Below are 21,624 nucleotides of genomic sequence, written 5' to 3' on the forward strand. Positions count from 1 at the left end.
GCATTCCCCGGATGACGCCCGGTTGCACCCCGTTACGCCCTGTGTTCCCGGGATCTGCGAAGACCCTGCATGCGTGTTGGAGTCGTGTCACCCCAGCCGCACACAGCACACGCAGGAGCAGAACCATGCCTCGTCCTCCCCGCCCCGTGATCGCCCTCACCGCCCTCGTCGCGGCGACCGGTCTGATGGCCGGGTGCTCCGCGGGCGGCGGAGGGGGTCGAGCGGCCAGCGGCGAACCGAAGGCGGGCGGCACGCTCACCTACCTCGAGCCGCAGACCTGGACGACGCTCTACCCGCCGGCCGCGGGCTTCTACCCGAACGGCGCGGTGGTCAACAACATCACCGACCGGTTGCTCTGGCAGGATCCGGGGACGCTCGAGCTCGAGCCGTGGATCGCGACGGCGCTGCCCGAGGTGAACGCCGACGCGACCGAGTACACGTTCGACATCCGCACCGACGTCACCTACTCCGACGGCACGCCGCTCACCGCGGAGAACGTCGTCGCCAACTTCGACCTCTACGGGAAGGGCGACGTCGACCGCGCACTCACCGTCAGCGAGGCGATCAACAACTACGACCGCGGTGAGGTCGTCGACGCGGACACCGTCAGGTTCCACTTCACGGCTCCCTCGCCGGGCTTCGCGCAGGCCACCTCGACCATCAACTCCGGGCTCGTCTCCGATTCGACGCTCGCGAAGGCCGACGACGGCTTCGGACCGGGTCAGGCGGAGACGGTCATCGGGAGCGGGCCGTTCACGGTGTCCGGGGAGTCGGTGGGCACGCAGATCCAGCTCGCCGCCCGCGAGGACTACGACTGGGCGCCGCCCGCCGCCGAGCACCAGGGCCGGCCGCTCGTCGACGGGGTGGACCTCATGGTCGCCGCCGAGGACAGCGTGCGCGTCGGCACGGTCGTGGCCGGGCAGGCCGACGTCGCCCGGCAGATCGAGGCCCCCGACGAGGCGCAGTTCCGCACCGGCGACCTCCAGCTCGTCGCCGCCGCGACCAACGGCGTCGACAACGGTATCAACCTCCGCTTCCGCACGCCGCAGCTCGAGGACGTGCGCGTGCGGCAGGCGATCATCGCGGGCGTCGACCGGCCGGCGATCCTCGACACCCTGTTCAGCGACAGCTACCCGCTTGCGACCGGCGTACTGGCGAAGAGCGCGCTCGGCTACGTCGACACGTCGTCCTACTACGCGCACGACCCCGAGAAGGCCGCCGCGCTCCTCGACGAGGCCGGGTGGGCCCCCGGACCCGGCGGCATCCGCGAGAAGGACGGGCGGAAGCTGGAGCTCGTGGTGAACGAGGCGCTCCCGCAGCCGCGCTCCAAGGAGGTCGTGACGCTGATCCAGTCGCAGCTCGCCGAGATCGGCGTGGAGGTGGACCTGTTCTCGGGCGACCAGGCCGCGCAGACGAAGGCCTCGCAGGACCCGGACGCGCTCCAGGCGTACCACTCGATGGTCGGCCGCGCCGACTACGACGTCCTCAAGTCGCAGTACTTCTCCACGAACCGCAACGTGCTCCTCAACCGAAACCCCGCGGACGGCAGCATCGCCGACCCCGAGCTGGACGCGCTCCTCACCCGCATCGCGTCGGAGCCGACCACGGAAGCGCGCCAGGCCGCGTCCGCGGCGGCGCAGCAGCGCATCGCCGACCAGGCCTACGTGCTGCCGCTGTTCGAGGAGCCACAGGTCTACGGACTCCGCGGCGACGTGCAGGGCTTCGCCACCGAGTCCGTCGGCCGTCCCGTGTTCGCGGGCGTCTGGGTCGACCGCTGATGCGGCGCGTCCTTCCCTTGACGAGGAGCGCGGGACCGTGATGAGCTACGCCATCCGGCGCGCCGGCCAGGCCGTCATCGTGCTCGTCCTCGCCTACGTCGTGGCCTACGTGCTGCTCGCGGCGCTCCCCGGCGACGCGGTGCTCGCCCGCTATGGCAGCCCCGAGCTGGGCCTCTCGCCGGAGCAGCTCGCGGCGATCCGCGAGTCGTACGGGGCCGACCGCCCCCTCATCGTGCGACTCGGCGACTCCGCCGCCGCGTTCGCGCAGGGGCAGCTCGGGTACTCGGTGCAGAGCGGCGCGGCCGTATCCACGCTGCTCGCCACCGCGATCCCGTCGACGCTCGTGCTCGCGGTGCTCGGCCTCGTGGTCGCCGTGGTGCTGGCCGTGCCGATCGCGTTCCTCGCGACGTACGGCGGCGCCCGGTGGATCCGTCGCGTGTTCCGCGACCTGCCTCCGCTGCTCGTCTCGCTGCCCGTCTTTTGGGTGGGCATCATCCTCATCCAGGTGCTGTCGTTCCGGCTCGGGCTGGTGCCGATCATCGGCGCCAGCCCCGGGGAGGCGCTGATCCTGCCCGTGCTCACCATCGCCGTCCCGATCACGGCGCCGCTCGCGCAGGTGCTCATCCGCAGCATCGACGACGTCTCGGCCATGCCGTTCATCGAGGTGGTGCGGGCGCGCGGCGCCGGCACGCCGTGGCTGCTGCTGCACGGCGTTGGCCGGAACGCGCTGCTGCCCACGCTGACGATGGCCGGGCTCCTGTTCGGCGAGCTCGTCGGCGGGGCGGTCGTCACCGAGGCCGTGTTCGGCCGCGCGGGCGTCGGCCAGCTCACCGTGCAGGCCGTCGCGAGCCGCGACAGCCCGGTGCTGCTCGCGGTCGTCGTGCTCTCCACGGTCGCCTACGTCGTGATCAACCTCGCGGTCGACCTGCTCTACCCCGTTCTCGACGCGCGCCTGCGCGGAGGAGGTGCGCGATGAGCGCCACGCTCGCCACCATCGACGCGCCCCGCGCGCGTCCCCGCAGCCGCGCCCGGTTCGCCGGCGGCCTCGTGCTCCCCGTGCTCGTCGTGCTCGTGATGCTGCTGTGGGCGCTCGTCCCCGGGCTCTTCGCGTCCGGCAGCCCGACCGCCTCCGTCGCGCCGTCGCTGCAGGCGCCGAGCGCCGCGCACTGGTTCGGCACCGACTCCACCGGCCGCGACCTCTACACGCGCGTCGTGTTCGGGGCGTCGCAGTCGGTCGTCGGCGCGGTCGTCGCGGTTCTCGTGGGTCTCGTCGTCGGCACGCTGCTCGGCGTGGTCGCGGGCACGGTCGGCGGCCTCGTCGACGACGTGCTCATGCGGCTCGTCGACGTGCTGCTCGCGATCCCGGGCCTGCTGCTCAGCTTGAGCATCGTGATCCTGCTGGGCTTCGGCACCACGAACGCCGCGATCGCGGTGGGCGTCACATCCATCGCCGTGTTCGCGCGGCTGTCGCGGGCCGAGGTGGTGCGCGTGCGGATCAGCGAGTACGTCGAGACGGCATACGGATCCGGCGGCACCGTCGTGCAGGTGCTGCGCCGGCACGTGCTGCCGAACTCGCTCACGCCCGTGATCGCGCTCGCGGCCCTCCAGTTCGGATCCGCGATCCTGCAGATATCCACCCTCGGCTTCCTCGGCTACGGCGCCCCGCCGCCGACGCCCGAGTGGGGCCTGCTCGTCGCGGAGGGTCGCGACTACGTGGCCACCGCGTGGTGGCTCACGGTGCTCCCGGGCGCCGTGGTCGTGGCCGTCGTGCTCGCGACGAACCGCATCAGCCAGTCGATCCGCGGAGGGCAGCTCGCATGACCGATCCCCGGCATCCGCTCCTCGCCGTGCGCGACCTGCAGGTGGACTACCGGACGGCGGCGGGCACCCGCCGCGCGGTCGACGGCGTCTGCTTCGAGGTCGCCGCGGGGCGCGTGACGGCGCTCGTCGGCGAGTCCGGGTCCGGCAAGTCGTCCGTCGTGCAGGCCGTGGTCGGGCTTCTCGCCCGCAACGGATCCATCGCGGGCGGGGGCATCGCGCTCGGCGGTACGGAGCTGGTCGGCATCGGGGAGTCGCGGCTGCGCGGCATCCGCGGGCGCCGCATCGGACTCGTGCCGTAGGATCCGGGCAGCTCGCTCGACCCCGTCGCCACCATCGGCGCGAGCGTCGCCGAGGGGCTGCGGATCCACGGATCCCGCGACCGAGGCCGGAACCGCGCCCGCGTGCTCGACCTCCTCGAGCGCGTCGGAATCGACGACCCGGAGACGCGCGCCCGGCAGTACCCGCACGAGCTGTCCGGCGGCATGCGCCAGCGCGTGCTCATCGCCGCCGCGATCGCGCTCGAGCCCGAGCTGATCATCGCCGACGAGCCCACGAGCGCCCTCGACGTGACCGTGCAGCGCCGCGTGCTCGACCTCCTCGACCTGCTCCGCGAGGAGACGGGCGCGGGACTGCTGATGATCACGCACGACCTGGCGGTGGCCGCCGAGCGCGCCGACGAGGTCGTCGTGATGCAGCGCGGCCGTGTGCAGGAGACGGGACCCGCCGCGCGCGTGCTCGCGGCGCCGGCGTCCGCCTACGCGCGCGCGCTGCTCGCCGACGCGCCGTCGTTCCGGCAGGTCGTGCAGCGGGCGGCCGCGGTCGTGGATCCCGCTGCGCCGCCGCTCGTGGAGGTCACCGGCCTCCGCCGCGAGTTCCGGCGCCGCGGCGGATCCCCGCTCGTGGCCGTCGACGACGTCTCCTTCCGGGTGCCGCGCGGCACGACGCACGCGATCGTGGGGGAGTCCGGCTCCGGCAAGACCACGACCGGGCGCGTCATCGCGGGCTTTGACCGGCCGACGGCGGGCGAGGTGCGCGTCGGCGGCGTCGACGTGGCCGGCCTCCGCGGTCGGGGGCTCCGCGGGTTCCGGCGCACCGCGCAGCTCGTGCACCAGAACCCGTTCGGGTCGCTGGATCCGCGGCAGACCGTCGCGGAGATCGTGCGCGAGCCGCTCCTCAACTTCCGCGACGGCGCGGGCGCGGGTGACGCGGCCGCGCGCCGGGACGCGGTCGCCGAGCACCTGCGGCTCGTCGACCTGGCGCCCGAGACCGCCGACCGTCGACCGCGGGAGCTCTCCGGCGGGCAGCGGCAGCGCGTCGCGATCGCGCGCGCGCTCATCCTCCGGCCCGAGCTGGTGGTGTTCGACGAGGCCGTCTCGGCGCTCGACGTGACGGTGCAGGCGCAGGTGCTGCGCCTGCTCGCGCGGCTGCAGTCCGAGCTCGGGCTCACGTACGTGTTCATCTCGCACGACCTCGCGGTCGTGCGGCAGATCGCCGACACGGTCTCCGTGCTCCGGCGCGGCCGACAGGTCGAGGGAGGACGGGTGGACGACGTGTTCCACGACCCGCAGCACGAGTACACGCAGGAGCTGATCCGGGCGATACCCGGTCGCGGGATCCGCGGGGCCGGTGCGCCCGGCACCGGGGGCACCGCCCCCGCCCCCGCCGCGCGCGCCGACGAGGGGGCCCGCGCATGAGCGGCGCCCGGCTCGGCTTCTTCGGGCGCGTGCTCGATGCGGGCACGCCCGCCGAGCGCTACGAGGCGGCCTTGGAGCAGATCCAGCACGCCGAGCGGCACGGCTTCGCCTCGGTGTGGCTCGCGCAGCACCACTTCGGCGAGGAGGGCGGCGGCCTGCCGTCGCCGTTCGTGTTCCTCGCGGCGGCCGCGGCCCGCACCGCCCGCATCGGGCTCGGCACGGCCGTGCTCACGCTGCCGCTCGAGGATCCGCTGCGCGCCGCCGAGGACGCCTCCGTGCTCGACCTCCTGAGCGGCGGCCGCGTGCAGCTCGGGCTCGCGTCCGGCTGCACGCCCGCGTCGTTCCCGGCGTTCGGGCGCGACTCCGGCGACCGTCACGCACTGTTCCAAGATCACCTGCAGGTGCTGCTCGACGCGCTCGAGGGCCGCGGGGTGCGCGGCACGGGGTCGCGCATCTACCCTCCGGCCGACGGGCTCGCGGCGCGCATCTGGCAGGGCACGTTCTCGGTCTCGGGCGGCGCGCGCATCGGATCCCGCGGCGACGGCCTCCTGCTCTCCCGCACCCAGCCGCGCCCCGACACCGCGCCCGACGCGCCGCTGCACGAGCTGCAGCTGCCGATCATCGCCGCCTACCGGGAGGCGCTGCCCGCCGGCGCGCCCGAGCGGATCCTCGCGTCCCGGACCGCGCTCGTCGTGGATCCGTCCGACCGCGCCGCCGCGCGCGAGCTCGCCGAGCCCGCCCTCCGCCGCTTCGCCCGCAGCGTCATCGGCGAGCGGGCCGACGCGCTCGCCCTCGACGGGGTGCTCCGCGTGACCGACACGCACCTGGGCACGGTCGACGAGGTCGTCGACGGCCTCGCCGCCGACCGCACCCTCGACCCGGCGACCGACGTCTCGTTCCAGGTGCACTCGATCCCGGCCACGCACGCGCTCACGCTGCGGAGTCTCGAGCTGCTGGGCGCGGAGGTCGCGCCCCGCCTCGGGCTCGCGACCGCCGCCGCAGCCGCCGACGCGCTGCGCGCCGCCCACCTGCCCGCACCCACTCCGATCCTCGCTGGAGGAGCCGCATGACCCACCCCGCCGACGTCATCGACCTCCTGGCCGGCCTCGCCCCCGACCACCCCATGAGCCGCATCCGCGACCTCCGTCCCGCCGCCCGCGCGAACGCGCAGCGCAGCTTCGAGGCGCTGCTCGAGCCCGCGGTTCCCGGCGCGTTCACGTACGCCGAGCGGTACGCGGTCGCGGCCTTCGTCGCGCGGCTGCACGGATCCGACCGCGCCGCCGCCTTCTACGCCGACCTCCTCGGCGACGCCGACGCGTCGCTCGTGCCGGTCGTCGACCGGGCCGCGCGCGACGGCGCGACCGCGGGGCCCACGGGCGCGTACCGGGAACAGGGCCTCGTCGCCGAGAGCGTCGGCACGGATCCGTGGACCCCGGACGCCGCCACGCGCGACGCCGTCGGCCCGCGCCTCGCCGCCGCCCTCGCCCACGCGCACCTGCTGGTGATCCGGCCGCGCGAGTCGAGCCCGGAAGCCCTGCGCGCGCTCGGCGCCGCCGGGTGGACGCCCGACCAGATCGTGAGCCTGTCGCAGCTGATCGCATTTCTCGCGTTCCAGCTGCGCGTCGCGTGGGGCCTGGCCGTCCTGGCCGCGGACCCCGCCGTCGCGTCGGCCGCCGTGTCCGCGGATCCCGCCCGCACCGCATCCAGCGCCGACCCGGCAGGAGCCGCCGGATGACCGTCACCGACCCCGTCACCGACCCCGTCGACCTCGCCCGACCCGACGCGTTCACGCAGGAGGGCCTCGGCTGGGTGCCGTGGCTCGCGCCCGTCGACGAGGCCGACCTCGACGACGCGCAGCGCGCCGCCCTCGTGGAGCCCGCCCGCGCGCGCATGCCGTACTTCCGACTGCTGGCCCGGGACCCCGCCGCGCTCGAGGCCCGCACGCTCACCGACCTCGACGTCTTCCACAACCCGGACGGCGGGATCGGCCGGGCCGAGCGCGAGCTTGCCGCCGCCGCGACCTCCCGCGTCAACGGTTGCGTCTTCTGCGCGTCCGTGCACGCGGCCGCCGCCACGCGCTTCTCCGGTCGCGGCGACGACGTGCAGCGCCTCCTCGACCAGGGCAGGGGCGCGCCGCTCGGCGACGACCGGTGGGACGCCGTCGTCGCCGCCTCGGTGGCGCTCGCCGCGACGCCGCTCGCCTTCGGATCCGCCGACGTCGCCCGCCTCCGCGCGGCAGGCCTCGACGACGTGGCCGTGGTCGACGTCATCAACGGCGCCGCGTTCTTCAACTGGGCGAACCGGCTGATGTTGTCCCTCGGCGAGCCCGAGGTGCCCGCATCCCGGCGCGGAGCGGGCACGTGAGCGGTGTCCCCGTACCCGCCGTCCCGTCGCTCCTCGACCACGTCGTCATCGCGGGGCCGGACCTCGCGGCGCTCGTCGCGGGATTCGCCGACCGCACGGGCATCGTGGCGGAGTCCGGCGGCGTCCACCCCACCGGTACCGCCAACGCGTTCGTCGCGTTCACGGTCGCCGGCGTGCGCGGCCCCCGGTACCTCGAGCTCATCGGGCCGGACTTCGCCCGCGTCGACCGCGCCCTGCCGACGCGCTTCGGCATCGCGGACGTCGCGGCGGCCGCCCGGGCGCGCGGCGAGGATCCCGGCCCGGTCGCCGACCTGTCCCGGCGTGCACCCGTCGGCGCGCTCCTCGCGTGCCGGCTCACGCACCCGCGCGGCGCCCGGCCGGACGTGCCGTTCCTCATCGACTGGGGATCGACGTCGAACCCGGAGACGACCATCGGACCGGCCGTCGAGCTGCTCGCGTTCACGCAGACCGCGGTGGATCCCGCACCCACGGAGGCCGCGCGCGCCGCGCTCGACCTCCCGCCCGGAGCCCTCGCGGCCCTCGTCGTCGATCTGCGCGACGGCTACGCCCTGCGCGTGCGCGCGGCGGACGGGACGCCGGTCGACCGCTGACCGCCGCCGTCCGCGGTCAGCGGAGGAGGGGGTGGACCCACGGCCCATCCCCTCCCGGATGCGCGGCGGATCTACCCCTCAGCGGGCTGGATGCGCGCGGCGCCGTCGTACGCCGTGTGCTCGTTGGCCTGCCAGATCGGCCCGAGGATGTGCGAGTAGTCGTCGTAGCGCGCGTCCTCGTCCGCGTACTGGGCGCCGTTCGCATCGTCGCCCGCGAAGATCGGCCCGCCGGAGACGCCCTCGTTCATGTCGCACGGGAGGTTGATCTGGTCGGCCGACTCCCTCTGGAACACGCCGCGGCAGCGTTGCAGGGACTCGCCGTCGAAGCGGCGCGCGGCCGGGTAGCCGTACACGGTCCCCTCCTTGACGAGGGGCTGGTCGAAGAGGACGGGTGAGGCCCCGACGACGCTCTGGATGTTGCGCCCGTCCGCGTCGAGCGCGACGACCTCGAAGCCCGCGTCGTCGCCCAGGTCGTCGTTGTCCTCCGTGTAGCCGCCGGCGACGACGCCTCCCACGACGGGCCAGGTGCCGTAGTCGCCGTCGTGGTCGCCGTCGTGGTAGCCGGGGACGAAGACGGCGTCGGTGGCGAAGGCACCCTTCGCCGTCATGCAGTGCGCGGCGGTGGCCACGGTGGAGCGGTTCGCCGCCTTCACGACGTTGGCGCTGCACGCGTAGTCCTGGCCGTTCAGCGTGTAGAAGATCCTGCCGATGTGCGACACGGGCGTGACGCGCTGCGCGATCGAGATGGGCGGTGCGGCGGTGGCGGCCGACGCGGCGAGGGGCTGGGCAGCCGGTCGGCTCGACGGGCCGGAGGACGTCGGCACCGCGTCGTCGTCGGCGGCGGCGGACGCCAGGGATGCAGCGGCCATGCGCTCCGGCGTCCAGTGGGCGCGAGCCCGGGCCGTCGCATCGGGAGAGCCCGTCTCCGGGAGAGTGACCGGCGCGCGGACGATCTCCGAGGTGGATGAGCGCGTGTCCGCGGGGGCGGTCGCCGCCAGCGCGGCGGGGGCGGCGCCCGAGAACAGCGCTGCGGCCCCGGCGAGGGCGAGGGCGGAAATGCGGAGGCGACCGGGTCGTGGAGCGGGGACGAGGGATGGCATGACGTTCCTTTCGAGATGCGGGTCGAAGGCGAGTGCCGTGGCGCGTCACGGTAGAGCGACCTCGCATCCGGCGGGCTGTCGACTGCACAGAGGCCGTGCATCTGCCCGACGTCGCCGCAGAGGCCCCGCGCTGCCCTACCGGACGGTCGCGCGCTCGCGCTCCCGGCCGCCCGCCCCCGCGGCACCGGCCACCGCGACCGCCGGGTGCACGGCGTCCCGCTCGTCGTCCGCCGCCGCCGCCCGTCGGGCCGCGATCGCCTCCCGTGCCGGGTCCTTCGCCGCGAGCGCCGCCGCGATCGTCAGCACCGCGTACAGCCCGATGTAGGCGCAGAGGATCCACGGGGATCCGCCGCCCCACTGCAGGAACAGCACCGCGAGCAGCGGCGTGAGGCCGACGGAGAAGATGCTGCCGACCTGATAGCCGAGCGAGACGCCGCTGTAACGGACGCCGGTCGGGAACTGCTCCGCGAACCACGCGGCCTGCGGCCCGTAGATGGAGTCGTGGAAGACGTTCATGCCGAGCGCGAAGACGAGCGGCAGGAGCAGCAGCGGGCCGGAGTCGAGGAACGCGAAGAACGGCCAGATGAGGATCCCGATGCCGGCCGTGCTCGCGATGGTGAGGCGGCGGCGGCCGACGCGGTCGGAGATCCAGCCCCAGAGGGGAGTGGTCAGCACGCTCAGCGCCGACACGATGAGCACCGCCGTGAGCGCGCTGCCCGAGTCACCGCGCTTCTCGCTGAGGTAGGAGAGCGTGTAGACGGTGAGGATCGAGTAGAGCGCGGGCTGCACGAGGCGGAGGCCCGCGGTGATGAGCACGGCGTGCGGGTGCCTGCGGAGCACGACGCCGAGCGGGAAGCGCTCGACATCGCCGGCCGCCGTGATCTCCGTGAACTCGGCGGCGTCCTCCACGCGCAGGCGGATCACGAGGCCGACGCCCACGAGCACGGCGCTGAGGAGGAACGGCAGGCGCCAGCCCCAGGCGAGGAACTGCTCCTCGCCGAGCGTGAAGCGCGTCGCGGCGAAGACGGCGGTCGCGAGGAGCATGCCGCCCGCGGAACCCATCTGCGTGAACGCGCCGAAGAGGCCCCGGCGGTGGGCGGGGGCGTGCTCGACGGAGAGCAGCGCGGATCCGCCCCACTCGGCGCCCGCCGCGATGCCCTGCACGAGCCGCAGGAGCACGAGGCCGACGACGCTCGCGAGGCCGATGGTCGCGTAGGTCGGCAGGACGCCGATGAGGGTCGACGCGATCCCCATGAGCACGAGCGAGTAGACGAGCAAGCGCTTGCGGCCGATGCGGTCGCCGAGGTGCCCGGCGACGATCCCGCCGATGGGCCTGGCGAGGAACCCGACCCCGTACGCGGCGAACGACGACAGCAGGGCGACCGCGGGCGTCTGGTTGGGGAAGAACTGGCTGCCGAACACGAGCGCGGACGCCGTGGCGTAGAGGTAGAAGTCGTAGTACTCGACGGTGGTGCCGATGAACGACGCGGTGAGGACGCGGCGGCGGCGGCGGGAGACGTCGGCGGGGGCCTCGGGGGCGTCGGGAGCGGCGATCGGTGCGGCGGATGCGGCGGGCGGTGCGGTGGTCATGGGGTCTCCAGCGGTGCGGCTGCGGTGCAGGGGGAGCGAGCGGGGATCCGCCCGGGTGCCGCCCACCGTGTCCCGTGATCCCCCGGTCGGGGAAGAGCCGCGGTCACGCCGCGTAACGCGCCCCGGTAATCCCGCGTCACACGCGCCGTCCCGGATTCCGGCGCCTGGGAAAGCGAGTGGAATGGTTAAGGTCCGACGAGAGGATCCCCATGCCCGACGCCTGGCCCCCGCTCCGCTTCGCCGCCTTCGTGATGAACACGGCCAGCCACATCCAGCACGGCCTGTGGCGGCACCCGTCCGCGCGCCAGCACGAGTTCGACGACGTGCAGCTCTGGGTGGATCTCGCCAAGACGCTCGAGCGCGGCCGCTTCGACGCCATGTTCTTCGCGGACGTGGTGGGCCTCTACGGTCCGGGCGACGGCGCCTACGACGTCAACGCGCGCGAGGGCCTCCAGTTCCCGAGCAACGACCCGTCCGTACTCATCTCCGCGCTCGCCGTGAGCACCGAGCACCTCGGCTTCGCGTTCACGAGCTCGGTGCTGCAGGCGCACCCGTTCGACTTCGCGCGCAAGGTCTCGACGCTCGACCACATCACGAAGGGGCGCATCGCCTGGAACGTCGTGACGAGCGCGCTCGACGGCGCCGCCCGCAACTTCGGGCACGACGGACTCGAGGACCACGACGCCCGGTACGCCTGGGCCGACGAGTACCTCGACGTGGTCTACAAGCTGTGGGAGGGGTCGTGGGACGACGACGCCCTCCAGCGCGACAAGGAGCGGGGCGTGTTCTCGGATGCGTCGAGGATCCACCGCATCGACCACGAGGGTCCGCGCTACAAGGTCGCCGGGCCGCACCTGTCGTCGCCGTCGCCGCAGCGCACGCCGGTGCTGTTCCAGGCCGGATCCTCGCCCGTCGGCCGCCGCTTCGCCGCCCGGAACGCGGAGGCGCAGTTCATCCTGTCGTCGACCCCGGAGAAGACCCGCGCCCTCATCGAGGACACTCGGGCGCTCGCCGTGGACGCGGGCCGGCGGGCCGACGACCTCTCCTTCTGGCTCGGGCTCTCCTTCATCACCGGGAGCACGGAGGAGGAGGCGAAGCGCAACGAGGCCGAGATCGACGAGTACCTCTCGGCCGACGGCTTCCTCCTGCACTCCAACCTCGGCTTCGACCCGAAGACGGGCGAGCAGCTGGATCCGGCGACTCCGCTCTCGCAGGTCGAGACCCAGGCCGGGCAGAGCCACCTGAACTGGCTGCGCGAGGCGTCGCCCGACCGCGAGCCGACCATCGCCGACCTCGCCCGCCTCTCCGCGAAGCTCCGCGGCCGCGTCGTGGGCACGCCCGAGCAGATCGCCGACGTGCTCGCGGGCTGGCAGGAGGCGGGCGTCGACGGGATCAACGTCATCAACTGGACCCTGCCCGGCAGCTACGAGGACTTCGTCGACCACGTCACGCCCGTGCTCCAGGAGCGCGGGCTGCAGCAGAAGGAGTACGAGCCGGGGACGCTGCGGCACAAGCTCACCGGGCGCGACCGGCTGCCGGAGTCGCACCCGGCGGCGGCGTACCGGGGCGCGTTCTCGTGACGGGGGCCGCGACGGGCGCGTCCACCGCGGACCTGCGCGCCGAGTTCCTCCCGCTGTTCGACCGGATCCGCGACGGCGCCGTCGCCCGCGAGCGCGACCGGGAGCTCGCCCACGACGCCGTGGCGCTCCTCCGTGGGGCCAGGTTCGGGGCGATCCGCCTGCCCGTCGCGGACGGCGGGCGCGGCGCATCGCTGGCCCAGCTCGTCGAGCTGGTGGTCGAGCTGTCGGCCGCCGACGCGAACGTCGGGCACCTGCTGCGCGGCCACTTCGGCTACGTGGAGCTGGTGCTGCGCCGGCCGCCCGGGCCCGCGCGCGACGAGTGGATCCGCCGGATCGCAACCGGCGCGATCGTCGGCAACGCCACGAGCGAGCAGACCGGGAACACGCTCGCCGACATCTCCACGACGCTCCAGGAGCGCGACGGCCGCTGGATCCTCGACGGCACCAAGTACTACTCCACCGGCACGCTCTACTCCGACTGGATCTACCTCGCCGCGGGACGCGAGGCCGCCGACGGCGTCGAGCGCGTGACGCTCGCGATCCCCACCGACGCGCCGGGCGTCACCGCGGTCGACGACTGGGACGCGTTCGGCCAGACCCTCACGGCGAGCGGCACGACGACGTTCGCGGGCGTCGAGGTGGATCCGGCGACCGTCACCGCGTACCGCGAGGCACCGCTGAGCCACATCCAGGCCTTCTACCAGCTGTACCGCGTGGCGGTGCTGGCGGGAATCGCCGAGGAGGTCGAGCGCGACGCCGTCGGCTATGTGCGGAGCCGCACGCGCACCTACATCCACGCCACCGCCGCGCTCCCGCGGGACGACCCGCAGGTGCTCGATGTCGTCGGGCGGATCTCGGCGAGCGCGTTCGCCGTGCGCGCCACCACGCTGGCCGCGGCCGCCCGGCTGGACGACGCGGTCGCGACGGCCCCACCCGGCGACGCCCTCGACCGTCCGACGCTCGACGCCGCCGAGAACGCCGTCTACCAGGCGCAGGTGCTCGCGGTCGATGAGGTGCCGGCCGCCGCGACCCTGCTGTTCGAGGTCGGGGGAGCATCCGCCACGTTCCGCGTGCGCGCGCTGGACCGGCACTGGCGGAACGCCCGCGTCGTCGCGAGCCACAACCCGGCGATCTACAAGGCCCGCGCCATCGGCGAGTACGCGGTCGCCGGCCGCGGTCCTGTCGACGCGTGGGCCGCGTACGAGAAGGTGGGCGCGACGGCGTTCCCGCGGTGACGGCTCGCCTGCGCGGAAACGCGGAGCGCGGGACCAGCGGTCGGTGCACGGAGGAGCCGCCGTCGACCGCGGTGGTCTGACCGGTGACGGACGTGGATCCCGAGCCCACGAGGAAGACGGCGGGCGCGACCTGCGTGCGATCTGCGCGCGACGTGCGCGCGTCGTAGCCGACTCCGGGCAGGACGGCACCGAGGCCGGGTCACGGGCGCCGTCGGTGGAGGGCGCACGCGACCCGGCCTCGATCGGCCGACGGGGATCAGCCGACGCGGGACTGGGCCGTGCGGTACGCGGCCTCGATGACGCGGTCCCACACGGGCGCGACCACGAGCGGCTTCTCCTCCAGCCCGCCGGACAGCACGCTGTACTGACGCGCGCCCGGGCCGGATCCGTCGAACAGGGGGGCGCCGGACGCGCCCTCCTTCATGTCGCAGTCGAGCTCCTGGCCGCTCTGCCCCTCGAGGTGCGTGGCGCGGGCGATGCCACTGCAGAGGAACGGCGCATCGCCGGTGAAGCGGCCGCTGGCCGGGTACCCGATGATCGTCGTGTAGTGCGTCAGCTTCTGGTGGAACTCCACCGGGGAGGCGCCGACGGCCTCGGTGAGGGTGCGTCCGTCGGGGCTGCCGACCGTGAGGAAGGCGGTGTCGCGCGACGGATCCAGCGTCTCGCGCCAGCCCGCCGCGAGCGTCACCGAGGTGACCGGCCACACCGTGTACGGCTGGCCCTTCATGTACCCGGGCACGAACACCATCTTCGACGGGTCCTTGCCGGGGAAGGCGCAGTGGCCGGCGGTCGCGACGGTGAGGCCGTTCTCGGACTCGACGGCGTTGCCCGTGCAGCTGAACTCCTTGCCGTCGACGACGTACGCGACGATGCCGATGTGGGAGACGGGGTCGACCTGCTGCGCCACCGGGATGACGGGCTGGGCGCGGCGCTGGTCGCGGGCGGCGGAGGTGGTGAGCTCGTCCGCGGACGGGGTGTCGTCCGGCGAGGTCGGGGTGCCGGTCACGCGCGTGAGCTCGGGGGATCCCGCACCCTCGAGCCGCTCAGGCGTCCAGAAGGCGACGGCGTCCGCCGCCTCGGCGGCGGATCGCGTGACGGTCGAGGGGGCGGGCACGGCGTCGTCGGCGGTGGCGGACGACGTGGGCGAGACGGCGACGAGGGCGATCAGGCCCGCGGCCCCGGCGACCACGGCGAGGGCCGGGCGGCGGAGGAGCGTGCGGGCGAGGATCCGTGCGGCGGTGCGGGACGCGTGCGTCATGGACGGTCTTTCCGTTGGGGGAGCGGCCACCTGGCCGGCGGCCGAGGCACCGACGGTAGCCGTCGACGCCGCCTCCGCGCGCGGACGCCGAACAACCGGCTGGGCGGCCGACGCACATGCGCGGCGCGTCAGACTGGACGCATGACCTCGCGCCCCGCGTCCCTCCCGACCGCCGACCCGCGCATCGCCCCGGACGGCGGACGCAGCTCGATCCCGCGCACGCTCGGGCGGATCCTGCTCGGGCTCGTGCTGATCATGGCCGGCACCGGGCACCTGACGGTCGCGCGCGAGTCGTTCCAGGCGCAGGTGCCGACGTGGCTGCCGATGGATCCTGACTTCGTGGTCCTCGCATCGGGCGTGGTGGAGATCGTGCTCGGCCTGTCGCTCGTGCTCCTCGGCCGCTGGCGCGTCTGGGTCGGCCTCGTGGTCGCCGCCTTCTTCGTCGCGATCTTCCCCGGCAACATCTCGCAGCTCGTCACGCGCACGCCCGCGTTCGGCCTGGAGACCGACGCGGCCCGCGCGATCCGCCTCGTCTTCCAGCCGCTCCTCGTGCTCTGGGCGCTGTGGGCGACGGGCGCCTGGTCGGCATGGCGGAACAGGCGCGCCCGCCGCTGACCGGGGTCGGGCGGCGGGCGCGGGGCTCCGACGGGAGCGGCGTCACGTGCCTACAAGCTGAGCCGCAGGTGGTCGACGGCGCGCTGCGCGCCGGACGTGCGGTGCCCGACGCCGAACCAGGCGATCGCGCCGAGCACCGGGAAGACCACGACGGCCACGACCCAGAGGTCACGAGCGAGACCCGCGAGCGCGCGGTCGCGGACGACCTGCACGAGCGCCGTCACGATGAGCGCGACGTGGACGATGGCGAGCGGGGCGACGACGGCCCCGGCGATGAGCGCATCCGACATGCAATGCCCTCTCCGTGTGCGCGTGAATCGAACCTCCGCGCGTGCCACGCCGACCCGCGAGAGGAGGGCGGCCGTCGCGGCCTTCACGCCCGTCTCGATCGTGCCCTCCATGGTGGGCGCGAACTGCGGCGTGTGGTTGCCGGGCGGCGGGGTCTCGCCGCCGAACGCCGACGCCTCGACGCCGCCGAACGCCCAGTAGACGGTCGGCACGCCGATCGCCTCGCCGAGGATCCCGAAGTCCTCGCTGCCCATGATGGGCGGCGACTCCTTGACCATGTCCTCGCCGAGCTGCGCGGTGAGCGCCGCCACGATCCCGCGCGTCGCCTCCGGGTCGTTGCGGTTCAGCGGGAAGGAGACGATCTCCTCGATCACGGGCTCCGGCGCCCCGCTCGCGGCGGCCTCGGCCAGGATGATCCGCCGCACCGACACCAGCACGCGCTCCCGCACGGCCGGGTCGAAGGTCCGGATGCTGAGGCCCAGCACCGCGTGCTCGGGGATGATGTTCTCCTTCGTGCCCGCCTGGAACGTGCCGACGGTGACGACCGCGGCGGCCTGCGGATCCAGCTCGCGCGCGACCACGGTCTGCAGCCGCAGCACGATGGCGCTGGCCGCGACGATCGGGTCGATGGAGTTCTGCGGCTGCGAGCCGTGCGCGCCGCGGCCCTTCACGGTGACGCGCCACGAGTCGCTCATGCTCATGAACGCTCCCTCGCGGGTCGCGACCATGCCGACGGGGAGCGGGAAGACGTGCTGGCCGAGGATCACCTCGGGGCGCGGCGCGCGGTTCCAGAGGCCGTCGGCGAGCATGGCGCGGGCGCCCTAGCCGGTCTCCTCGCCGGGCTGGAAGAGGAAGACGATGGTGCCGGCCCACGCGGCGCGGTTCGCGGCGAGCGCCTGGGCGGTGGTGAGCGCGGCGGCGACGTGGAAGTCGTGGCCGCAGCCGTGCATCGTCGGCACCTCCTTCCCGGACGGGTCGATGCCCGTGTCGCGGCTGGCGTGCGCGAGGCCGGTCTCCTCGAGGATGGGGAGGCCGTCGGTGTCGGCGCGGAACGCGACCACGGGGCCGTCGCCGTTGCGGAGGATCCCGACCACGCCGGTGCCGCCCGATCGGAACGTCTCGGCGCCGATCGCCTCCATGTACGCCTCGATCGCGGCGGCGGTCGCGTGCTCCTGCATCGAGAGCTCGGGGTGCGCGTGCAGCGAGCGGAAGAGCTCGTGCGCGTCCCGCACGTCGTCGTCCAGCAGGGTGACACCGGGGTGCACGTCCATGGGGATCCTCCTCGGGTGTGGGTGGCGTCCCTCGTGGGGACAGGTGGATCCAGGCTATGCCCGGCCCTCCGCCGACCCGGAGCCGCCCGCGGCCGGGGGCGGTCCGTCGCACCTCCCGGCGTCAGTCCTCGACGTCCTGGCTGACGACGTCGCCCGAGGCCGCGTCGACGCGCACGGAGTGGGTGACGCCCGAGGCGTCCACGACGTCGCCCTCCCACAGGATCCGGCCGCCGTCCGCGTCGAGGCCGAGCTCGGTGAGGGTGCCCGCGACGGCGCCCGTCAAGGCGGAGGCGGCGTCCGCGTGGCCGATGCGCGCGCCCTGCAGGAGCGCCGCGGTGTCGGCGAGGTCGTCGGCGTCGTCCGCGTCGGCGACCGGGCCCGCCGTGACCGCGGATCCGTCGGCACCCGTGTGCACCTCGTGCTCGCGGCCGTCGGGCTCGGCGACGACGACCTCCCACGAGGTGCCGCCGGCCTCCTGGTCGACGGAGACGAGCGCGCTGCCGGGGACGGCGGCGATCGCGGTGTCGACCGCGGCGGCGAGGGCGCCGTCGGCGGGAGCCGGGTCGGCGTCGGATCCGGTGGACGGCGCGGCGGACGCAGAGGAGGATCCGGCGCCCGGGGCGGACGCGGGCGCGGTGCCCGGCTGGGAGCATCCGGCCAGGGCGAGGCCGCCGATCAGCGGCAGGGCGAGCACCAGGGCGGCGCGGCGGACGGTGGTCGATGCGGTGTGCGTGGTCATGCGCCCACGATGCCGGGCGGCACCTTAACCGGACCCTAAGCGCGCTTCGGCCGAGCGGGCGTCGACCGCGCGGACGTCACTCCGCGGACTGCTCCGCCGGCAGGCGCAGCGCGACGCGGGCGCCGCCGCCCGGTGCCGCATCCACGGTCGCGGATCCGCCGTGCGCCTCCGCGACCTCGCGCACGATGGCGAGGCCGAGCCCGGATCCTCCCGAGTCGCGGTCGCGCCCCTCGTCGAGGCGCACGAAGCGGTCGAGCACGCGCTCGCGTTCGCCCGCGGGGATCCCGCACCCGTCGTCGTCGACCGTGAGCACGACACCGCCGTGGCCCGCCGTCGTGGACACGGTCACCGTCGTCGCCGCGTGCCGGGCGGCGTTCTCCACGAGGTTCCGGACGGCGAGCGCGAGGAGCCGGGCGTCGCCGGAGACGCGACAGGCGGTGATCCCCGCTCCGTCGACCCGCACGTCCGCCCGCCCGCGCAGCCGCGCGACCTCCTCCAGCGCGACGTCGTCGAGGTCGACGGGGCGGCGGTCGAGCGCCGCACCGTCGTCGAGGCGGCTGAGAACGAGGAGCGCGTCGACGAGGTCCTGCTGCCGCCCGCCCTCGGCGAGCACCACGTCGGCGAGCTCGGCGAGGCTCGTCCGGTCGGGGTACATGCGGGCGAGCTCGGCATGCTGCCGCACGGTCGCGAGCGGGGAGCGGAGCTCGTGCGACGCGTCGGAGACGAAGCGCCGCTGTGCCGTGCGGGACGCCTCGAGCCGGGCGAGCATGCCGTTGAGCGTGCGCGCGAGCCGGTCGACCTCGTCACCCGTCCCGGGCTCGTCGATGCGCGCGTCGCCCGCCGCGGAGCCGATGGCCTCGGCGTCGCGGCGGATCCGCTCCACCGGCCGCAGCGCCCGGCCCACGACGACCCACGCCAGCAGCGCCATGAGCGCGACGACGACGGGCACGGCCACGAGGAGCAGCCGCACGACCGCCGCGACCGCCTCGTCGGCCTCCTCGAGGGATGCCGCGACGACGACGGTCACGCCGCCCGCGTCCTCGACCTCGCCCGCGACCACGAGCCGCCGCTCCCCGTCGACGACGACGTCGTCGGCCCGGTCGTCGACGTGCAGGGGCGGGCCGTCGGCGTCCTCGCCGTGCGCGATGACGCGGCCGTCGCCGTCGAGCACCTGCACGAGGTCATCGTCACCGAGGTCCGTCACCGCCTGCGGACCACCCGCGGCGACCGCGTCGGCGACCGTCTCGAGCGTGCGCCCGGCGGCCTCGCGGACGCCGTCCTCGAGGGATCCGCGGAGCACCACCGCGAACGCGACCGCGCCGAGCGCCCCGAGCACGAGCGCGATGAGGGCGACCGCGGTCGTCGCCCGGACACGGAGCGAGCGGCGTCGCCGGCTCGGCTCACACATCGGATCCGCCCAGACGGTACCCCGCGCCGCGCACCGTCTCGATGGTCGAGGTGCCGTACGGCCGGTCGAGCTTCCGGCGCAGATGCGCCACGTACACCTCGACGATGGACGGGTCGCCCTCGAAGTTGTCATCCCAGACGTTCGCGACCACCTCGCGCTTGGACACGACGCGCCCGGCGTTCCGCGCGAGGAACTCCAGGACCGCGAACTCGCGGCTCGTCAGGTCGATCTCCTGGCCGGCGCGGGTGGCGCGGCGGGGGCCGGGGTCGACGACGAGGTCGCCGATGCGGTGCGCCACCGGTCGGGCGGGCGCTCCGCGACGCACGAGCGCGCGGATCCGGCGACCAGCACGGGGAACGCGAACGGCTTGGTGACGAAGTCGTCCGCGCCCGCCTCGAGCGCCTCGACCTCGTCCCAGTCGCCGTCCTTGGCGGTGAGGATGAGCACGGGCGTCCAGATCCCCTCCTCGCGAAGCGCTCGGCAGACGGCCCAGCCGCTCATGCCGGGCAGCATGAGGTCGAGGAGGATCGCGTCGTAGCGGTTCTCGCGCGCCCACCACAGCCCGTCGACGCCGTCGTGCGCCACGTCGACCGCGAATCCCTCGGCCTGCAGCCCGCGGCGGATCCCGTCGGCCAGCCGCCGCTCGTCGTCCACCACGAGGATCCTCATCCGACCACCGTGCCAGACGCGTCGGGCCGACGGGGCACGGGGGCGGTCGGGCCTCAGCCGAGGTCGACGCCGCCGCCCGCCGGCCGCGCGGGAGGATCGACGAGCGACGGGTCGCGGATGATGCCGATCGGCGTCGTGTCGAGCCGCACCGACTGCACGACCACGCGCTTCGCCCGGCGGCGCAGGTGGCGACGCGCCTGCGGCGTCGCGAGCAGGCTGCCGAGCACGAGGCCCGCGCCGATCGCGAGGGTCGTCGCCATCGCCCCGACGAACGCGCCCGTCGCCCCGGACGTGCCGGCCATCGAGTTGAGCAGCGCCGAGGCGACCGCGAGCGACGGCAGCAGGGATCCGCAGAAGGCGGGCACCGCTATCGCCGTGGCCGACACCCGGACGCGCGCCGCGACCACCGTCCCGAGCGCGCCGAGCAGCGTCGCCACCAGGAATGTCGCCGCGAGCAGCGGGATGCCGGCCGCCTTGAGGATCCAGAGCGACACCGTGCCGACGAGCGCCATGCCGATCGCGACGGGCATCACGCGCGCGTTGGCGCCCTGCGTGATACCGGTGGCGCCGGCCGCGAAGAACGTGGTGATGAGGAGCATCCAGAGGGGGAGCGCCCGCAGCGTGATGTCGGTGGGATCCACCTCGATGTCGACGCCGGCCGTGAGCGCGAGGCCGCCCGGGATGCCGACGGCGATGCCCGCGACGATGAGCACGATGATCATGGCCCGCGACAGCGCCATGGCCCGGAAGCCCGAGATGGCGTCCTGGGCCCAGGTGACGATGGTGACGTGGGGGAGGATCAGCACCACCACGGCCGCGACCATCGCCGCGGCGCTCCCCGCGGGCATGACGCCCGACCAGATCGCGAGCGTGCCGACGGCCGCGACGATCGCGGACTGCACGGCGACCACGAAGAACGGCGGGATGCCGCGGCGGGAGAGCTGCCGGCCGAGCACCATGGCGCCGATCATCAGCAGGAACGCCCCGACGGCGCCCGGGAGGGAACCGCCCGCCTGCAGCGAGACGGAGACGCCGAACAGGCCCATGGCGGCGTCCGTGATCCACGACGGCCAGCGGGGCGGCGACTTCAGCACCTCGACGAGGCCCTCGACCGCGCTCGTCATGTCGCGGTCGTCGTGGAGCAGCTCGTCGACGATCTGGTACACGAGCGAGAGCCGGTGCAGGTCGCTGCCCTCGGCCGTGACGACGCGCAGCTTCACGAGCGGCGGGCCCTCGAGCGGTGCGTACTGGATGGTGATGGCCGTGCCCGTGATGTCGAGCTCCAGCGGCGCGAGGTTCCACTTCGTGCTCACGGCGACGATCGCGATCTCGACCGCCCGCACGTCGGCGCCGGAGGCGAGCATCACCTCGCCGAGGTCGAGGCAGAAGTCGACGATCTGGCGCGGGGAGTAGAGGTCGCCGAGGCGGCCGTGCGCGGGCTCGGTGCCCTCGTAGATGGTGGCGCGGAGGCGGGCGCGGACGTCGCGCATCTCCTGCGGGTTGACGCGGCGGCGGCGCTGGCGCGGCGGACGCGCGGCTCCGGGATCCCGGCGGGGGCGCCGCGGGTCGCCGGGCGGCGGGGTGGTGCTCAGCGCGATCAGCG

Annotated in this window: 16 protein-coding genes and 3 pseudogenes; 11 read left to right on the top strand and 8 right to left on the bottom strand. The window is 74.5% G+C overall.

All coding sequences use genetic code 11. The features are described from left to right. Positions 1-125 precede the first annotated feature (125 nt). The 8 genes and pseudogenes from HDR73_RS03035 to HDR73_RS03070 all read left to right on the top strand — a co-directional run bounded on the left by HDR73_RS03035 (position 126) and on the right by HDR73_RS03070 (position 8,268). Positions 126-1,778: a TIGR04028 family ABC transporter substrate-binding protein gene (locus tag HDR73_RS03035; RefSeq protein WP_012298662.1), complete on the top strand. Its 1,653-nt coding sequence runs from the start codon at positions 126-128 to the stop codon at positions 1,776-1,778. A 40-nt stretch (positions 1,779-1,818) separates the two neighbouring features. Continuing rightward, positions 1,819-2,754, top strand: coding sequence for an ABC transporter permease (locus HDR73_RS03040; protein WP_041464474.1), 936 nt, complete (start codon positions 1,819-1,821; stop codon positions 2,752-2,754). Then, a complete protein-coding gene (locus tag HDR73_RS03045) occupies positions 2,751-3,599 on the top strand; it encodes an ABC transporter permease (protein WP_012298664.1) in 849 nt (282 codons plus the stop codon). Before HDR73_RS03040 ends, HDR73_RS03045 begins: the two co-directional genes overlap by 4 nt. Further along, positions 3,596-5,293: pseudogene (locus HDR73_RS03050) on the top strand (dipeptide ABC transporter ATP-binding protein). Before HDR73_RS03045 ends, HDR73_RS03050 begins: the two are co-directional and overlap by 4 nt. Continuing rightward, positions 5,290-6,363: a putative FMN-dependent luciferase-like monooxygenase gene (locus HDR73_RS03055; RefSeq protein WP_012298665.1), complete on the top strand. Its 1,074-nt coding sequence runs from the start codon at positions 5,290-5,292 to the stop codon at positions 6,361-6,363. The pseudogene HDR73_RS03050 and the gene HDR73_RS03055 overlap by 4 nt, the downstream one beginning before the upstream one ends. Continuing rightward, entirely contained in the window at positions 6,360-7,028 is a 669-nt protein-coding gene (locus tag HDR73_RS03060) for a CMD domain protein (RefSeq protein ID WP_012298666.1), read from the top strand. The genes HDR73_RS03055 and HDR73_RS03060 overlap by 4 nt, the downstream gene beginning before the upstream one ends. After that, positions 7,025-7,657 carry an alkylhydroperoxidase domain protein gene (locus HDR73_RS03065; protein WP_012298667.1) on the top strand — a complete coding sequence of 211 codons (633 nt, stop codon included), beginning with the start codon at positions 7,025-7,027 and terminating at the stop codon, positions 7,655-7,657. Before HDR73_RS03060 ends, HDR73_RS03065 begins: the two co-directional genes overlap by 4 nt. Continuing rightward, on the top strand, positions 7,654-8,268 hold the full coding sequence (locus tag HDR73_RS03070; RefSeq protein ID WP_012298668.1) for a VOC family protein: 615 nt from the start codon (positions 7,654-7,656) through the stop codon (positions 8,266-8,268). Before HDR73_RS03065 ends, HDR73_RS03070 begins: the two co-directional genes overlap by 4 nt. Positions 8,269-8,339: 71 nt before the next feature. Here the strand turns inward: HDR73_RS03070 and HDR73_RS03075 are convergent, their stop codons facing one another. Continuing rightward, positions 8,340-9,368 carry a trypsin-like serine peptidase gene (locus HDR73_RS03075; protein WP_012298669.1) on the bottom strand — a complete coding sequence of 343 codons (1,029 nt, stop codon included), beginning with the start codon at positions 9,366-9,368 and terminating at the stop codon, positions 8,340-8,342. Between the two features lie 135 nt (positions 9,369-9,503). After that, positions 9,504-10,958: an MFS transporter gene (locus HDR73_RS03080; protein ID WP_041464475.1), complete on the bottom strand. Its 1,455-nt coding sequence runs from the start codon at positions 10,956-10,958 to the stop codon at positions 9,504-9,506. A 209-nt stretch (positions 10,959-11,167) separates the two neighbouring features. Here HDR73_RS03080 and HDR73_RS03085 point away from each other — a divergent pair, with 209 nt between their 5' ends. Then, on the top strand, positions 11,168-12,538 hold the full coding sequence (locus tag HDR73_RS03085; RefSeq protein ID WP_012298671.1) for an LLM class flavin-dependent oxidoreductase: 1,371 nt from the start codon (positions 11,168-11,170) through the stop codon (positions 12,536-12,538). Beyond that, positions 12,535-13,773: an acyl-CoA dehydrogenase family protein gene (locus HDR73_RS03090; RefSeq protein ID WP_012298672.1), complete on the top strand. Its 1,239-nt coding sequence runs from the start codon at positions 12,535-12,537 to the stop codon at positions 13,771-13,773. The genes HDR73_RS03085 and HDR73_RS03090 overlap by 4 nt, the downstream gene beginning before the upstream one ends. A gap of 256 nt (positions 13,774-14,029) precedes the next feature. Here HDR73_RS03090 and HDR73_RS03095 read toward each other — a convergent pair whose 3' ends face one another. Next, positions 14,030-15,031: a trypsin-like serine peptidase gene (locus HDR73_RS03095; protein WP_041464476.1), complete on the bottom strand. Its 1,002-nt coding sequence runs from the start codon at positions 15,029-15,031 to the stop codon at positions 14,030-14,032. A gap of 141 nt (positions 15,032-15,172) precedes the next feature. On the opposite strand from HDR73_RS03095, the gene HDR73_RS03100 reads away from it, so the two are divergent. Continuing rightward, positions 15,173-15,646, top strand: a complete 474-nt coding sequence (locus tag HDR73_RS03100; protein ID WP_012298674.1) for a DoxX family protein — start codon at positions 15,173-15,175, stop codon at positions 15,644-15,646. Between the two features lie 338 nt (positions 15,647-15,984). Here the strand turns inward: HDR73_RS03100 and HDR73_RS03110 are convergent. From HDR73_RS03110 to HDR73_RS03130, 5 genes and pseudogenes are all read right to left on the bottom strand, one after another. Continuing rightward, a pseudogene (locus HDR73_RS03110) lies at positions 15,985-17,205 on the bottom strand (amidohydrolase); the annotation flags it as partial. 121 nt (positions 17,206-17,326) lie between these two features. Further along, positions 17,327-17,944 carry a PepSY domain-containing protein gene (locus tag HDR73_RS03115; RefSeq protein WP_012298675.1) on the bottom strand — a complete coding sequence of 206 codons (618 nt, stop codon included), beginning with the start codon at positions 17,942-17,944 and terminating at the stop codon, positions 17,327-17,329. Positions 17,945-18,020: 76 nt separating this feature from the next. Continuing rightward, positions 18,021-19,352 carry a sensor histidine kinase gene (locus tag HDR73_RS03120; protein WP_012298676.1) on the bottom strand — a complete coding sequence of 444 codons (1,332 nt, stop codon included), beginning with the start codon at positions 19,350-19,352 and terminating at the stop codon, positions 18,021-18,023. After that, positions 19,345-20,021, bottom strand: a pseudogene (locus HDR73_RS03125) (response regulator transcription factor). Before HDR73_RS03125 ends, HDR73_RS03120 begins: the two are co-directional and overlap by 8 nt. Before the next feature lie 53 nt (positions 20,022-20,074). Further along, on the bottom strand, positions 20,075-21,511 hold the full coding sequence (locus HDR73_RS03130) for a threonine/serine exporter family protein (protein WP_223842744.1): 1,437 nt from the start codon (positions 21,509-21,511) through the stop codon (positions 20,075-20,077). Between the last annotated feature and the right edge of the window lie 113 nt (positions 21,512-21,624).

Origin of the sequence: Clavibacter sp. (assembly GCF_014802555.1) — a bacterium.
GTDB lineage: Bacteria > Actinomycetota > Actinomycetes > Actinomycetales > Microbacteriaceae > Clavibacter > Clavibacter sepedonicus.